Annotated in this window: 12 protein-coding genes; 5 read left to right on the plus strand and 7 right to left on the minus strand. The window is 71.0% G+C overall.

Going from position 1 to position 14,866, the window contains the following annotated elements; all coding sequences use genetic code 11:
- Positions 1-161 precede the first annotated feature (161 nt).
- Positions 162-2,675, plus strand: a complete 2,514-nt coding sequence (locus tag ACTOQ3_RS01785; RefSeq protein ID WP_440081600.1) for a DUF4132 domain-containing protein — start codon at positions 162-164, stop codon at positions 2,673-2,675.
- Between the two features lie 76 nt (positions 2,676-2,751).
- Here the strand turns inward: ACTOQ3_RS01785 and ACTOQ3_RS01790 are convergent, their stop codons facing one another.
- The 3 genes from ACTOQ3_RS01790 to ACTOQ3_RS01800 form a co-directional block, all read right to left on the minus strand.
- Positions 2,752-3,906 (minus strand): ARPP-2 domain-containing protein, encoded by a 1,155-nt coding sequence (locus ACTOQ3_RS01790; protein WP_440081601.1) that lies wholly within the window; start codon positions 3,904-3,906, stop codon positions 2,752-2,754.
- Positions 3,903-5,276 (minus strand): hypothetical protein, encoded by a 1,374-nt coding sequence (locus ACTOQ3_RS01795; RefSeq protein WP_440081602.1) that lies wholly within the window; start codon positions 5,274-5,276, stop codon positions 3,903-3,905. Before ACTOQ3_RS01795 ends, ACTOQ3_RS01790 begins: the two co-directional genes overlap by 4 nt.
- A 242-nt stretch (positions 5,277-5,518) precedes the next feature.
- Positions 5,519-7,630: an MMPL family transporter gene (locus tag ACTOQ3_RS01800; RefSeq protein WP_440081603.1), complete on the minus strand. Its 2,112-nt coding sequence runs from the start codon at positions 7,628-7,630 to the stop codon at positions 5,519-5,521.
- Positions 7,631-7,700: 70 nt separating this feature from the next.
- Here ACTOQ3_RS01800 and ACTOQ3_RS01805 point away from each other — a divergent pair, with 70 nt between their 5' ends.
- Entirely contained in the window at positions 7,701-8,171 is a 471-nt protein-coding gene (locus ACTOQ3_RS01805) for a MarR family winged helix-turn-helix transcriptional regulator (protein WP_440081604.1), read from the plus strand.
- On the opposite strand, the gene ACTOQ3_RS01810 is transcribed toward ACTOQ3_RS01805, so the two are convergent.
- The 3 genes from ACTOQ3_RS01810 to ACTOQ3_RS01820 form a co-directional block, all read right to left on the minus strand.
- Complete coding sequence (locus ACTOQ3_RS01810) at positions 8,145-9,056, minus strand: hypothetical protein (RefSeq protein WP_440081605.1); 912 nt, start codon at positions 9,054-9,056, stop codon at positions 8,145-8,147. The two genes, ACTOQ3_RS01805 and ACTOQ3_RS01810, sit on opposite strands and share 27 nt — an antisense overlap.
- Positions 9,053-10,510 (minus strand): phenylacetate--CoA ligase family protein, encoded by a 1,458-nt coding sequence (locus ACTOQ3_RS01815; RefSeq protein WP_440081606.1) that lies wholly within the window; start codon positions 10,508-10,510, stop codon positions 9,053-9,055. The genes ACTOQ3_RS01810 and ACTOQ3_RS01815 overlap by 4 nt, the downstream gene beginning before the upstream one ends.
- A 1,363-nt stretch (positions 10,511-11,873) precedes the next feature.
- The gene (locus tag ACTOQ3_RS01820) at positions 11,874-12,557 is read right to left on the minus strand and encodes a DUF998 domain-containing protein (protein ID WP_440081607.1); all 684 of its coding nucleotides are present in this window, start codon (positions 12,555-12,557) and stop codon (positions 11,874-11,876) included.
- A gap of 136 nt (positions 12,558-12,693) precedes the next feature.
- Between ACTOQ3_RS01820 and ACTOQ3_RS01825 the strand changes: the two genes are divergently transcribed.
- Complete coding sequence (locus ACTOQ3_RS01825; RefSeq protein ID WP_440081608.1) at positions 12,694-13,374, plus strand: TetR/AcrR family transcriptional regulator C-terminal domain-containing protein; 681 nt, start codon at positions 12,694-12,696, stop codon at positions 13,372-13,374.
- Positions 13,375-13,526: 152 nt separating this feature from the next.
- Here ACTOQ3_RS01825 and ACTOQ3_RS01830 read toward each other — a convergent pair whose 3' ends face one another.
- A complete protein-coding gene (locus tag ACTOQ3_RS01830) occupies positions 13,527-14,096 on the minus strand; it encodes a TetR/AcrR family transcriptional regulator (RefSeq protein ID WP_440081609.1) in 570 nt (189 codons plus the stop codon).
- A 103-nt stretch (positions 14,097-14,199) separates the two neighbouring features.
- On the opposite strand from ACTOQ3_RS01830, the gene ACTOQ3_RS01835 reads away from it, so the two are divergent.
- Complete coding sequence (locus ACTOQ3_RS01835; RefSeq protein WP_440081610.1) at positions 14,200-14,679, plus strand: nuclear transport factor 2 family protein; 480 nt, start codon at positions 14,200-14,202, stop codon at positions 14,677-14,679.
- Positions 14,680-14,701: 22 nt separating this feature from the next.
- Positions 14,702-14,824 (plus strand): hypothetical protein, encoded by a 123-nt coding sequence (locus ACTOQ3_RS01840; RefSeq protein ID WP_440081611.1) that lies wholly within the window; start codon positions 14,702-14,704, stop codon positions 14,822-14,824.
- The last annotated feature ends 42 nt before the right edge of the window (positions 14,825-14,866 follow it).

The raw sequence follows: 14,866 nt of genomic DNA on the forward strand, positions 1-14,866 counted from the left end.
GACATACCGCGGCGGTTCCATCGCGACGGCGCGTACGGCGGATGTCCGTTCTACCGGTTCGCGGAATCTCCGGCGTCGCCCCCTGTTCCCTGCGCCGCGGCCGGAATTTGTCGGAGCCGGTTGGTAGTCATGGCGCTACCCCCTATCGCTGGAGACGACCGTTGACTTCTGACATGGGCCTTCTCGACGAGCTCTCCCCCGAGCAGCTCGGATGGCTCGGCGACGACCCCGGCCGGGTTCGCGCGGACCTGTTCGCCCGGCTCGACGAGCTCTACGTGCCGGCGCGGCAGTGGCCGGCGCCGACGTTCACCGAGAAGGTCGTCGCCGAGCTCGTGCCCACATTCGGCGACGCGCAATGGCGTGCGCTGGGGGTGTGGGCGCAGCTGCGGATGAACCTGCTCCACACCCGCGGGACGGACCACCGCCCGGATCCGACGCTGCTGGCCGCGCGGGTCGCCGAGCGGAAACTCGCCTGGACCGGCGACGAGGTCGAGCTGCTCTGGCGGGCCGCGATCGGGCCCAGCCTGCTCGACTACCGCCACGAGTCCTCGACGGCCCTTCCGTGGGCGGCCACCGAGAGTCTCTCCCGCGAGGCGCAACGCCGTCATCTCCCGCTGATGCGCCAGATCCACGAGGCTCTGACCGACAACCCGTGGGCGCCCCACTCCCGGCTCAAACGCGACATGGACATCCTCCTGGCGGAGCACGCGGAGGACGACCCCGTGCGGGCCACCGCCTACCTGGTCGGCGCGGGCGACGGCTTCGCCACCCTGATGGCCACCGAGTACGGCTCCCGCCTCGGCGACCCGAAGGCGCTTCCCCTGTTGTGTCACTGGATCACCGCGACCGCCGCGCGCCCCGCTCCCGCCTGGCTCCGGCAGGCCGCCGCCCTGCTCACACCGGACACCGGCCCGCTCGTCCGCGACATCCTGAGCCGCGTCCCCGCCCACCGGGAGACGACGATCCGGCACCGAAACGGCGACCACGAGTGGACCACGACGACCTATCTGAACGAACGCACCGCCGTGGCGCTGCGCGGCCTGGTGTGGACATGTGAGCTGATCGACGAGCCGTGGACGGTCCCGCTGCTCGGGGAGGTCGCCCTGGCGGCGGGCACCGGCATCGGCGGGTCCGGGCCCAACTCGCGCAGCGAGAAGCTCGTCAACGCCGCCCTGCTCGTGCTGGCCGGACACGGCGGTCTGGAGGTGGTGGCCCCGCTCGCCCGGATGCAGACCAAGGTCAGGAAGAGGTCGATCCTGGCGAAGGTGACGCGGACGCTGGACGCGGTGGCCGAACAGGCCGGGCTCAGCCGCGAGCAGCTGCTCGACCGGACCGTGCCGACGTTCGGACTCGACCCGGACGGCGTACGGGAGGAGAAGGCGGGCGAGCACGTTTTGCGACTGGCGCTGGACGAGGCGGGCACACCGCTGCTGACCTTTCTCGATCCGGCCGGAAAGCCGGCCAAATCAGCCCCGAAAGCGATCAGAGAGAGCAATGGCGGACTGCTCACCGAGTTCAGGAACACGCTCAAAGAGATCCGGAAGACCCTGTCCTCCGAGCGGCACCGCGTCGAGCGGGCACTCGCCGAGGACCGGCTCTGGCGCTGGAGCCAGGTTGAGGAGTTCTTCCTCGACCACCCCGTCACCGGTGTCCACGGCAGGCGGCTGATCTGGCAGATCCTGCAGGGTCCCGCCGGGATACCGGTCAGGACCGACGACGGCTGGGAGCTGACCGATCCGATCGGCCGCCGGATCCAGCCCCGCGCCGACACCCCGATGCGGCTCTGGCATCCCATCGGGGAAACCGTCGAGGAGATCCGCGGCCGGCGTGACCACCTCCTGGAGATCGGGCTGCGGCAACCGTTCAAGCAGGTCTTCCGCGAGGTCTACCTGCTCACCCCGGCCGAGGAGCGGTCCGGGACACTCTCCAACCGCTTCACCGGACACAGGCTGCGGTACGGCCAGGCCAAGGCACTGCTTTCCGAACGCGGCTGGACCGGCCTCTCGCTCGGCCACTGGGACGCGGCGGGCGGCTCTGAGCAGGGCGAGGCCGTCAAGGAGGTCCCCGGCTGGCAGGCGCGCTGGGACATGCACCTGCCCTGGGAGTCCTGGGAGACGGACGGCTACGATGCCCCGGCCGCGTTCTGCCTCAGCGGGCCGATCCGGTTCTACCGCACCGGCGAGGAGCCGTCACAGGAGGAGTTCCGCAGACCGGCACCGCTGACCGAGGTGCCCCCGCTGGTGCTGTCGGAGACCATGCGCGACGCCGACCTCGCCGTCGGTGTCTCCTCCGTCGGCCTCGACCCGCAGGGACAGGGCGACTACTGGCATTCCTACAACTTCGGCGACCTCACCGAGACCGCCGAGATCCGCCGCGACGCCCTGACCCGGCTGCTCCCCCGGCTGCGCATCGCCGACCGGGCCGAGCTCACCGACCGCTTCCTGCGGGTCCGCGGTGACCTGCGTACCTACCGGATCCACCTGGGCTCGGGCAACATCCTGATGGAACCCAACGACGCCTACCTGTGCATCGTCCCCGACGTCGCGCCCGACCACGTTTTCCTGCCGTTCGAGGAAGAGGGCGGCATGCTGTCGGTCATCATCTCCAAGGCGCTCCTGCTGGCCGGCGACGCCGCCATCACCGACCCGTCCATCACCCGCCAGATCAGGGCCTGACCGGAGGTCCGCCGGGGGACACGACAGGCCAGCCGCCTCTCGGGGTATGTCGGCGACTTCACGAAACCCTGTGTGGTCACCGGCGACCGCGGCGGGCCCGGGCGCGGTAGTGGTCGAGGACGTCCTGGCGAAGGAGGTGGCCGAAGCCCGCGGCCTCGATGCGCAGGCCGAGCTCGGGCTCGGTCACGCCGAGCGCGACGGCGGTCTCGGCCAGGTTCCAGCCGGCGGCGGCGAGACTGGTCAGCAGATGACCGCGCCGGACCTGGTTCTCCGACAGGCGGAACGTCTTGAGGTACGCGAGCCGGCCGGTGCCGTCGGTGATGAGCTCGCCGATGTGGTTCTCCCGCTGCCGTTCGAAGGGCGGCAGGAAGCGGGACAGGCGATACCCGCCCATCTCGTGAACGCGCTGGTAGGTGTAGTCGGCGCCCAGCAGCCCGCCCGCCATGACCCGGTCGTGGAAGGCCGCCCACTCGTCCCGCTGCCGGCGGGCCTGGGCGCGCAGATCGGCGAGCGAGCGCACCGTCGCGTCCGCGATGCGGGCCCGGAAATCGGGCACCGGCCCGCTGTACATCGCGTAGTGGTGGATCAGCTCGCCGTACAGGTCGTGGACGAGGGTGGTGTGCAGGGCGCGGTAGTCGTCGGGGTGCGGCACCACGAACGCGGCGGCGAGCGCGTCCGCGACGTGGACGAGAACGCCGCACTGGCCGTGGTGGATCTCGAAGACGCGAAGGGCGTCCTCCAGGCCGCTGACCGCGGCGCCCACGTACGCCTCCTCGACACGGGGCGAGAGCCCGTGGCTGATCGCGCGGTGCGACCACTCCTCCCATACGATCTCCGGCCCGCCGAAGTGCAGCGCCAGATACCCTTCGAGCGCCAGGTGCAGGGGCAGGAAGCGCAGCCGGTTCCTGCCGGCCCGGCGGGCCATCCGGCGGTGGAACCGCAGCGGCATCCGGCTGGGCGTGCGCTCACGCTCCTGCGGCCCCCGCAGCTGTGTTCCGTACGCCGCGGCGGGGGTGCCGTCAGGCGTCCAGCTCGCCACGAACCCGTGCGGGATGTAGGAGGAGTACGCGGTCCGCGCGTCCACCTCGACGACGCCGAAGTCCGCGTCGTAGAGCCGGGCGTCGAGCCGCAGGTCCTCGATCGGCTCCTCGCGGACCAGCGGGACGAGCCGTACGCCACCCCATGCCTGCGCGGGGCGGGTGGAGAGCCCGGTGAGGGTGAGATCCGTCATGCGTCCTCCCGCAGGAACGCCTCGACGCGGCGCGCCAGGTGGGCGCGCAGCTCGGGGAGCCCGGTGCGCCCCTCCGCGAACCGGGCCAGCTCCACCAGGGCGACCAGGTTCTCGGCGTCGCGGATCCCGGCGGTCGGGACGGTGGGCGCCAGCCGCCGTACGTCGAAGTCGGCGGCGTCGTACACCGGGTTGAGGTGCACGACGGCGCAGGTGTGGTCAGGGTCGAGCCGGGTGCGCCAGATCCGCAGCACCTCTCCGGCGAGCCCCGGCGGCGAGTTGTCCCACCCGTCGGAGACGATGACGAGGCGCCCGGGTCCGCGTTCGAGGCCGTCGAGGACGCGCTCGCCGAGCGGTGTCGCCCCGTACGGACGGGCGAGCAGCGCGTCCGTACGGCCCGACAGCCACAGCGGCGTGTACTCGGAGGCCAGCGCCTCCAGCAGGAAGTGGCAGGCGAGCGCGACGGCGAGCGGACGGCGGCGCTTGTGCCCCGAGCCGTACGCGGAGAAGCTGTCGTCGAGGACGGCGGCCACCGCGCCCCAGCGCCCGGCCTGGTCGCCCGCGGTCCGGCGGGCGGCCGCGCGCAGCGCCTCCGTCAGCTCGGCGCGGCGGCGCACGCGATCGTCCAGGGAGAGGGCGAGCACGTATGACGCGAGCCGGGTCAGCGGCATCGTGGTGAGGTCGGCCCGCACCGCGCCGGCCCCCAGGCCGCGCGCCGACTCCTGCAGGCGCAGCCGCTCCAGCCGGGTGAGCCGGGGCGCGATGCGCTCCAGGAAGGTGGCGCGTGCGATGCGGTGTTTCGCCGCGAACCCCTCCGCGACCGTGTAGGGCAGCTTGTACAGCGCGGCCTGCTCGTAGTGGGCCCGCCGCCAGGTCTCCAGGATCGGCGTGGCGTAGACGGCCTGCCGGTGCGGGGTGAACAGGAACGGCCCCAGCTCCCCGCCCGGCCTCAGGTGGGCGTGGCGGACGGCGTCCTTGACGGCGCCGCGGTACTTCACCGCGTCGAACGCGAGGTCGGGACGGGCGGCCAGCCAGTCCCGCATGATCGCCCTGGTGCGCCGGTTGTTGACCCTGGCGCGGCGCAGCTCGCGGAACAGCCCGTACACCCGGGGTGGCGGCAGCAGGGCCAGCCTCCGGGCGATCAGGCGCCCCTCGGCCAGGCGCTGCGCCCGGCCCGTCTCCCCCGCCGTGACCAGCAGGTTCCTGGCGATCAGTACGGCGTTGTGGTGGTTGACGTCCAGGGCGAGGGTGGCCGCGTACAGGTCGCGGTAGTTGCCCATCAGGTAGCGGTGCAGGAAGTCCAGCGAGAGCCCCTGCTCGTCCGCGCCGGAGTGGAACTCGCGCTGGCCGGTGGAGGTGATCGCCGCGTTCACGAACAGCAGGACGTCCTCGGCGGCGATCAGGTCCGCACCGGTCTCGATGTGAGCGTCGATCGCCGCCTCCGGGGTGATGTGCGAGGCCGGCCGGGGAGTGGGAGCACGAGCTGCGAATCATCGCTTCAAAGGCGGGTTCCGGAAGTCGCGCCGGAGTCCCGCGGCCGACCCCGGAAGGCTAGCACCGGCATATCCCCTTCTTCTTCCTTATTTCCCGCATCTCCCGCTGCCCGGGCCGGGTGTCACCTCGACGCCTCGGTCAGTTCCCGGGACTCCCGCCCCACCTCGGCACGGCCCAGGCGGCTGGGCCACCAGGCCCGCGCGCCCAGGTCCCGTACCAGCGCCGGGACCAGCAGGGATCGCACCACCAGGGTGTCGAGCAGGACGCCGAAGGCGACGATGAAGGCGATCTGCACGAGGAAGGCCAGGGGGATCACCACCAGCGCGGCGAAGGTGGCGGCGAGCACGACGCCCGCCGAGGTGATCACCCCGCCGGTGGTGACCAGCCCGCGCAGCAACCCCGCCCGCGCCCCGTGGTGCGCGGTCTCCTCGCGCACCCGGGACATGAGGAAGATGTTGTAGTCCACCCCCAGCGCGACCAGGAAGACGAAGCCGTACAGCGGCACGGACGCGTCGACGCCGGTGAACTTGAACACGTGCGTGAAGACCAGCGTGGAGACGCCGAGGGTGGCCAGGAAGTTCAGTGCGACGGTGACCACCAGGAGCACGGGCGTCACCAGCGAGCGCAGCAGGACGATCAGGATGAGCAGGATGATCGCCAGGACGACCGGGACGATGAGCAGCGTGTCGTTCCTCGCGGTCTCCGTCGTGTCGTATCGCTGGGCGCTGTAGCCGCCGACCATGACGCCGTTCTCGGGGGCGAGCGCGGCGCGCAGGCGCCTGACCGTGTCCTGGGCGGCGTCGCCGTCCGGCGCGTCGTTCAGCGTCGCCTCCACCAGTACGAGCCCGTCGACGATCTTGGGGGGGTCGCCCGGTCGTCCGCTCCGGGTCACCGCCGCGGCGTCGGACACGCCCTCGACGCCGCCGGCCGTCTTCTCCACGGCCGCGGCACGCCCGGCGGGGGCGACGATGACCGCGGGCTGCCCCGAGCCGCCGGGGAAGTGCTCGCTCAGCGTCGCCTGCGCCGCCACGGACGGCGCGTCGTTCACGAAGGTCTCGTCCAGCGGCACCCCTCCGGCGTTCAGCTGCGGCGCGAGGAGGGCGAGGCCGGCGAGAGGCAGGACGGTGGCGATCCAGAGCCGGCGCGGACGGCGGTCGACCAGGGTGGCCACCCGGCTCCAGATCCCGCGGCCCTCGGCGTCGGCCGCGACGGCCGGGCGCGGCCTCGTGGGCCACAGGGCGGCGCGGCCCAGCAGGACGAGGGCGGCGGGCAGGAAGGTGAGCGCGCTGAGAGCGGCGCACGCGATGCCGATGGCGCCCACCGGGCCGAGCGCGCGGTTGTTGGTCAGGCCGCTGAGCAGCAGCGCGAGCAGGGCCAGGGCCACCGTGGCGGCACTGGCGACGATCGGCTCGAACGAGCGCCGCAGCGCGACGCGGCCCGCGGTGAAGCGGTCGCCGGTCGTGGCCAGTTCCTCCCGGAAGCGGGCGGTCAGCAGCAACGCGTAGTCGGTGGCCGCGCCGATGACCAGGATGAACAGGATGCCCTGCACCTGGCCGTCGACCCGGACGATGTCGCGGTCGGCCAGGAAGTACACCACGGCGCACGCGAGGCCGAGTGCGAAGACCGCGCCGCCGATGATGATGAGCGGCAGCAGGACGCTCCGGTACACCGCCAGCAGGATGATCAGGACGGTGATCAGCGCCACCCCGAGGAGCAGGCCGTCGATCCCGGCGAAGGCGTCGGACAGGTCGGCCCGGGTGGCCGCCGGCCCCGCCAGCTGAGCCCGCAGGCCGTCGACCGCCACCGCCGAGCCGATCCGGTCCAGGGTCTCCCCGAGCGAGCCCTCGACGTCGGGTCCGAGCTGGACCACGCCCTGCAGCGCCCGGCCGTCGTCCGACGGGATGGAGGGCGTGGGAGTCCCGGCGACGCCCTCGGTGCCGCGCAGCGAGGCGAGCGCCCGGGTCGCCGCGGCGCTCTGCTCGGGAGTGATGTCCTTCCCGTCCTCGCCGTCCGCGGTCCACACCACGATGAGCGGCTGCGTCGCGTCCTGACGGAACCGCTCCTGCACCTCCAGCGCGCGTGTCGACTCCGCGCTCTGCGGCAGGAACGCGGCCTGGTCGTTGGTGGACACCTCGGTGAGCTTGCCGGCGAACGGCCCCAGCCCTCCGCCGACGGCCAGCCAGACCAGCACCAGCAGCGCCGGGACGAGCCAGCGGATCGGTCGCCGCGCCATGAGATCACCCTTCCCACATCTAACTCAATGATTAAGTATCTCAATGATTGAGTTAAAGTAGCATGGCGATATGAACGGCGACAGCGAGGAGAGCATCGACCTGCTGTCCTTCGCGGTGCGACTGCGACGGATGACCGCCGAGTTCAACCGCATCGCTCACGAGTTCGCCCACGAGCACGGGCTGCATCCCACCGACGTCCAGGCCCTGATGAAGATCTTCGACGCTCCGTCGCCGATCACGCCGAGCCGGCTACGGGAGGAGCTGAACCTCACCTCGGGCGCCGTCACCGCGTGCCTCGACAGGCTGGAGCGGGCCGGGCACATCCGCCGGGTTCGCGACGTGCACGACCGGCGCGTGGTCCACCTGCACTACCTCGACGCGGCACAGGCACTCGCCGCGGTCTTCTTCCGCCCGCTCGGCCGCAGCACGGACAACGTCCTGCGGCGGTTCGGCCCGGAGGAGCTGCGCATCGCGGCCGCCTTCCTCGACGCGATGAACGAGGAGCTCGAAGCGTTACGAGCCGCTCCGGGTTCCGGCTGACCCCTCCTTCGAGCGCGCGGGCCTGGCCGGAGACTGGAGAGCAGGCGGTGCGATGGCCTCGCGCGATGCCTGATAGGCGGCCGTCGTCCGCTCGGGGCCCCGCACCCTGCGCCAGATGAGGTACTGCAGGGCCATCAGGGGGCCCGCCGGCACCATGAGGGGGAACGGCTCCGTCAGCAGGCCCGTCCGCATCGCGAGGACCAGCGTCGCGGCCAGCACCAGTGAGACGCCCGCGGCCGACCAACCGGCCTCCCGCCCGAACGCCTTGAACGACACCAGTGTCCACAACACGAACATGAGCACGTCCCCGAGACCGATCACCACGGGCTGCGGTCCGCCCCACCAGGCGAAGACCGGCGCGAACGGCAGGTCGATGACCTTGCGCAGGAAGTCGCCCATCATCGGCAGCAACGCCGTGGCCACGAGGTCGTAGCCGGCCAGGAGCAAGGCGAAGACGGCCACGTCGCGGGCCTTGATGCCACTCTGGACGTAGAGGTTGCACACGCCGATGACGAGGATCAGCAGGAGGACGTTGTTCCAGACCGTCGCCGCGGAGGACCCCGAGAGGAAGAGCACGAGATCGAGCGCGGCCGCGCCGAACGCCACCAGCAGCGCCACCCGCCCCGACAGCAGCGGCGCCAGGGTCATCTGGATCGCGAAGACGGTCATCAGACCCAGCACCGTCGCGACGGCGGACGACGGCAGGGCGAGGTAGACCACGGGGATGACGAGGACGGCGGTCATCATGATCATGACGTCCCCGAGCGTGTACACCCCGACCGGGGGCCGTTCCATCCGCACCCGGAGGAAGTAGAGCACTCCGAGCAGGATGGCCGCGGCCGGAATGAGGACGATCACCACGATCTCGGCGAGGGCGGAATTCACTGTGCGGTCTCCGGATGCTTCTTCGGGGTCGCCTGGGTGAAGCTCAGCTCGCGCAGGTCCGCGCGTACGGGCGCGGTGGGCGGCATCGTGGCGCGTTCACCGTGCACGATGACACGGGACAGCGGGATCTCCTGTTCGAGGCCCCGCTTGCGAATCCGGTCGGCGGCCTGCGGGTCGTCGCCGAGGATGTGCAGTTCCAGCCCGTCGGTCCCCGTCCGCAGGGACCACCGGGACGGGAACCTCGCCGCCGGATCGGCCTCGACGAGCTCCAGGATGTCGCGCGGAGTCACGGTGCGGCCCTCGAAGCCGTACAGGTGCCCGTCCTTGCCCAGCACCCGTGAGGTGGCCGGCAGCTGCGCCAGCTCGCAGCCGAGCTCGTCATCGGCCAGCCGGCGTACCACGTCTCCGCTGAACAACCTGAGGAGGAGAGTGGTCTCCCGGTAGGGGAAGACCGGGGTGAAGGTGAGCACTCCCAGCTCACCGGGCTCGGCGGCCCGGGTCCCGGTGAGATCGAGCACCTCGGTGATGCCCTGTTCCGGGTGGAAGTGCAGATGCCCCCCGGTACAGATCTGGCCGCTCGACGGGGCGATCTCGGTCATCCCGTAGGTTTCCACGACCGTGGCCCCGAAAAGTCGTTCGGCGCGGCGGCGCAACCCCTCGGTGAGGATCTCGCCGCCGCACGTGATCTGCCGCAGCCCGAAGTCGGCGGCCGTGTACCCGAGCCGCTCACCGACCTCCACCAGCAGGCCGAGGTAGCTCGAGTAGGTGACCAGCAGGACGGGCCGGGCCTTCGCGTCGGAGAGCCGGGTGCCACCCGCCAGCCGGGAGAGCGAGATCTCGGGCTCCACCAGCCCGAGGGAGCTGGGCGCCACGCCGATCAGCGCCGCCGCCCCGGCGAAACAGTGGATTCCGAAGAAGGCACGCGAGACCAGGTTGAGCTGGATGACGTCGCCTTCGCCGAGCCGGTTGTCGATCAGGAGCGAGACCGCGGTCATCGCGGTGAGCAGCTCGGCCTCGTAGCGGGAGAACCACACCGACGACGGCGGGCCGGTGGTGCCGGAGGTCTCCGCCCGGTACCAGGGCCGGACACCGCGGTTCACGAGTGCCTCGGGTGTGTCGCGCAGGGTCTCCTTGCGCGTGACCGGCAGCCGCTCCAGGGTCGACAGGTTCACCTCGTCCGGCCGCATGCCGACACGATCGAAGAGGTCCCGGTAGTACGGGGTCTCGGCGTACGCCATACGTGCGAGGCGGCGCAACCTCCGGTCGTCGATGGGCTTACGGTCCTGGACCGACATCGAGGTGCCGCGGAACGCGTCGAGGTCGCCGATCCCACCGAACTCGGCACGGGTGGCCACGATGTCGGCGACGACACGTTCGATGTTCGCCACCCGGAGCCGGCGACCGAACACAAGGGAAAGGCCATGGTGCAGCTGGGCCACTGCGGTCCTCAGCACGAATTCATCCTCCGACGGCGGCAGGGAGCTGGCAGTGAACCGGGCCGCCCCGGGGCGCACGCGCCCCGGGGCGGCCCTTGGATCCTGTCGATCAGTACGGGCACACCACGAAAGCGACAGCGGTGATCGCGCTCACTGCGTACTTGCAGTAGGCGAAGGCAGCCTTGACCATTTTCCCTCCCTTCGGTTCCTGTCATCCCCGTTAATAGTGCCGAGCGTTTCGGCCACTTCAAAAAGCAACCTTCGGGCATCCCCGGCACACCGTCAAGAGTTCAGTCAATCGCGGTAAATGTCTACCTTTTTCCGCACAAACCTATTTACAATTATTGACAGCATGATAGGTACAGATTTATAGATTTTTGCTGATAAGTCTGGCCTGAATGCGGGAGAAGGTCCGCTCGGGGGTGGCGCGAGACGCCCTTCCCGCCGAAGGCGAGCCGCCGCGCGGCTGGGATTCTCGCGGTGGGCGTGGTCACGGAAACTCCACGGGCGGCCTTGGCGGGAGGTCTCCTCACCGCAGCCGCAACTCACCGCGGCCGCGACCGGACATCCTGGCGCGCGCCGCCCCGACGACGCCGGAGCGTTCCGGTGCACCCCGTGCCACGCGGCTCGTCACCCTCCCGGCAGTGCCGGTGCGGAGAACGTGGGCGTGACGTGCGCGACGGACATCAGCGCAGGTCAGGCCGCCCGGCGACCAGGATTTCCACCGGCCGATGGCGCCGGCATTCGCGCGGTCCCGGATGGTTCCCGGCCCGCCCTCGACGGCCCGCCGAGGTTCGCCGCCACGGGGGCGCCGGTCGCCCCGCTCGGCATCGCAGCCCTCGACACCCTCGCGACCGATCGCACCACCGACCGGACCCACGCCCGGCCTCTCAGGCCCCGTAAAGCACAGCAGCAGTTCTTGTCAACCTGGAAGCTTCCAGGTTCCCGTACGACCGGTCCGTGTTCCATCATTTGATCGCACCATCTCCTCCCGGGCAGACCAGAAATGGTCGAACCGGATTTTCCGAGACCACCTCGATGCTCCGTCAGCGCCGGCCGGAACAGTCGGACAGCCGACAGGTCGAATCGATTTCCTCGTCACAGGAAATGGGGGAGAAAAAGGGAAAGAGGAAAACGTCCCACCGCCCGGCAATCGCCGCCGGCTTTCTCCTGACCAGGATCATGGCGGGCGGAATGAGGCAGCAGAGCCCGGCCGGAGAATGGGAGCTCGATATACAAGGCGTTTCCGGCCTCGCGGGACCTCGAGCCGCTTCGCGCGGTCAGGCCACGCGTCCGGCGCTCGGCGAGCGCGCTCTCCTGCCAGATCCGAGAGGTGAGGGGCGACGACCTGGGCCCCCACCACGATCGGCCGAGCTCGCCCTCACGCGGTGCCGGTCACGGTCGGCGGTTGAGACCCGCGTACCCGCACCGCGAGCGCCGCGGCCCACCCCCAGCCCAGGAACGCGATGGCGCGCAGGAGCAGGCTCAGGGGCCGGGAGTCCTCGCCGCCGTCCGACAGCAGCCCCGCCAGCAGGTAGAGAGCGGGAAGCGCCACGCCGGTGGCCGCGCAGTAGAGCGCCCATCCGCGCTCTCCCCGTACGGCGAAATGGCGGGTGAAGACGAAGCATGCCGCGACCAGCGAGACGAACACCAGGCCGAAGGCGGCGCCGTGCAGGATGTAGCCCAGGCCAGGGTCGTCGGGGAGACCCCGCGGCGCGCCGGGCGGGTAGCCCCACGCCGGTTCGAAGCGAAAGACACCGGCGGCGACCAGGCCGGTCCCGTACGCGCCGATAAGCAGCGGCCCCCAGGTCCCGCCGCGGCCCGGACGCAGCGCCCGCCACAGCCCTGCCGCGAACGCGATGTTCAGCAGCCCGGTGGCCACGAAGTTGGTGATCTGGATCCACCCCAGGTCGCCCAGGCTCAGCATGCTGAGCGGCTGCCGCCGGGGGTCGAAGTCCGCGCGCGTGTAGTCCTGGACCACGACCACGAGGACGAACAGCGGTCCGGCTACGGCACCGCAGGTCAGCAGCGCCCTGGTCAGGCGCTGTTCCCGCATGGTGGACATGGCTCTCCCCTCTTCGACCGGCATCCGGCATGTGCCCGGGACGTCCGGCGCGCGACCTTTCCTTGGCGGCGTTTCCTTAGCAGCGCTAAGTGCGCGCCGCCGTCATGTTTCCTTAGCGCTGCTAAGGTGTCAACCGATGGGAGAGAACAAGCGGGGAGCCGGCCTGACCCGGCAGATGATGATCGATACGGCGCTGCGGCTGCTCGACGAGGTCGGCCTGGACGGGCTGACGGTGCGCCGGCTCGCCTCGGAGCTGGGCGTCCAATCACCCGCCCTGTACTGGCACCTGCGCAACAAGCAGGAGCTGCTCGACGGGATGGCCGACGCGATCGTCCTGGCCGCCGGGATGGGACCGCCCCGCGAGGGCGAGTCCTGGCAGGACTGGCTCGCCCGCCGGGCCCGCGCGTACCGCGACTCCCTGCGCGCCCACCGCGACGGCGCCCGCCTCGTCGCCAACGCCGCGAGCCTGAGCCCGGCGACGATCAGGATGTTCGACGAGGAGCTGACCGCCATGGTCGGCCGTGGCTTCACCCCGGTCCTGGCGCTGCGCACGATCACGGCCCTCACCCGCTACGTCAACGGGTGCGTCCTCCAGGAGCAGAGCGAACGCCAGGCGTCCTCGGGCACACCCGCGGACTGGTTCGCGGCACTGGCCGAACTGCTCGACGGGGGCATGGAGGCCACCCTGCTCACGGCGTTCCGCGAGAGCGGCGGCTCGTTCGCCGAGGACGCCTTCGAACACGGCCTCCGAACCCTGATCGACGGCACGGCCGCCGCCCTGGTCCTTGAGCGATCCGACCTGGACGACCGGGGGTGAGGTGCCGTCCACGACGCCGACGTGACCAGGGGGACGAACTCTGGGACGGGCCGCCACCCGCTCTCGACACCTGGGACAGGACCTGGTCCGGAAGCGTGCGCCTGACCTCGGGAAGCATCCAGTCCGTTGACCGGTGTTCCGGGGATGTGTGGTCAGGCGGGAGTGGGTGCTGACCGGCCGGGCCGCGACAGGCCGGTGAGGACGACGTCGACGGCGCGGGCCAGGGTGTCGGGCGGGGTCCGCGTCGTCGCCGACGCCTGGGCCAGGCCGCGGATGAGCAGATAGACCTCCTCGACCGTGACCGAGGGCCGGACGGCCCCGGCCTCCTGTCCCCGGCGCAGGACCTCGCCGACCACGGACTTCAGCCGGTTCGACGCGGCGACGGCGCCGGCGGGGAACTCGTCGCGGTCGGCCACCAGGGAGACGAGGGTGAGTTTGGTGGCGCCGGTCTCGATCATCGTCCGTATGAGGGCGCGCCATGCCACGGCCGGGTCGGCGTCGGCGACGAGCGCGTGGGCCAGGTCGGTGAGCTGCTCGAAATGCCGCAGCAGCGCCGCCTCGATCAGCTCCTCCTTGGTCGGGAAGTGGCGGAAGACCGTGGCGATGCTGACGGCGGCCCGCCGGGCCACCTCCTCGGTCGACCCGGCGGCACCGTACTCCCCGAACACCGCCTCCGCCGCGGCCAGGATCCGTTCCCGGTTCTCCCGTGCGTCCTGCCGCATCCGGCCTCCTCCTGATCTCTGATCTCATTTCAGGGCTTTAACCGTAGTCTGGACTACGGTACGCTTTCCGTAGTCCAGACTACGGTTACCTTAGGAGAATGCCATGCCGCAGCCGTACACACCAGCGGAGGTCGTCCAGGCCGTCGCCGCGGGAGTCAGCCGCCTGATCGCCGGCGAGCTCACCGAACGCGAGCGGGAGGCCGAGCTCGACCACCTGGCCGGCCTGTACGCCGAGCGGACCGACGTCCGGCACCCGTTCGCGCCGCTGGGTGACACGCCGCTGCGCACCCGTGCCGAGCTGCGCCGGCACTTCGCCGAGGCGCCGGGCCGGGCGCGGGCCGACCGGTTCGAGCCCGTGGGCCACGTCCATGAGACGGCCGATCCCGAGGTGGTCGTCTTCGAGTTCAGCTACGTCGGCTCGGCCGGCGGCCGTCCCTTCGCGGTGCCGTGCGTCTTCGTGTCACGGGTACGTGACGGCGTCATCGTCGAGTCCCGCGACCATATCGACCACCTGGGCCTGGCCCGGGCCTTCGGCCGGCTCGACGGTCTGGTCACCGCGCTGGCCGCGGGCTCTTCGTCCTGAGCGAGTTCTCGAGAAGGCTCGGTTGAGCGTTCGCGCCTTCAACGGGATCCTGCTCCTCGACGTCCCCGAGAACTTCGAGATCAAGGCGATCGAACTCCATGGCTCCGTCTTCTCCGACGGCGTCACCGTCGCCCTGGACGACTGACGACACACCCGCTACCGGACGACGTCGCTCCGGCGGTTCTCG

The sequence above is a fragment of the Streptosporangium sp. LJ11 genome, from assembly GCF_051918945.1.
Taxonomy (GTDB): domain Bacteria; phylum Actinomycetota; class Actinomycetes; order Streptosporangiales; family Streptosporangiaceae; genus Streptosporangium.

What these genes read in the sequence shown, in the direction of transcription:
- ACTOQ3_RS01790 (WP_440081601.1), bottom strand. Translation starts at nt 3,906, where the DNA reads ATGACGGATCTCACCCTCACCGGGCTCTCCACCCGCCCCGCGCAGGCA.
- ACTOQ3_RS01800 (WP_440081603.1), bottom strand. Translation starts at nt 7,630, where the DNA reads ATGGCGCGGCGACCGATCCGCTGGCTCGTCCCGGCGCTGCTGGTGCTG.
- ACTOQ3_RS01805 (WP_440081604.1), top strand. Translation starts at nt 7,701, where the DNA reads ATGAACGGCGACAGCGAGGAGAGCATCGACCTGCTGTCCTTCGCGGTG.
- ACTOQ3_RS01820 (WP_440081607.1), bottom strand. Translation starts at nt 12,557, where the DNA reads ATGTCCACCATGCGGGAACAGCGCCTGACCAGGGCGCTGCTGACCTGC.
- ACTOQ3_RS01825 (WP_440081608.1), top strand. Translation starts at nt 12,694, where the DNA reads ATGGGAGAGAACAAGCGGGGAGCCGGCCTGACCCGGCAGATGATGATC.
- ACTOQ3_RS01830 (WP_440081609.1), bottom strand. Translation starts at nt 14,096, where the DNA reads ATGCGGCAGGACGCACGGGAGAACCGGGAACGGATCCTGGCCGCGGCG.
- ACTOQ3_RS01835 (WP_440081610.1), top strand. Translation starts at nt 14,200, where the DNA reads ATGCCGCAGCCGTACACACCAGCGGAGGTCGTCCAGGCCGTCGCCGCG.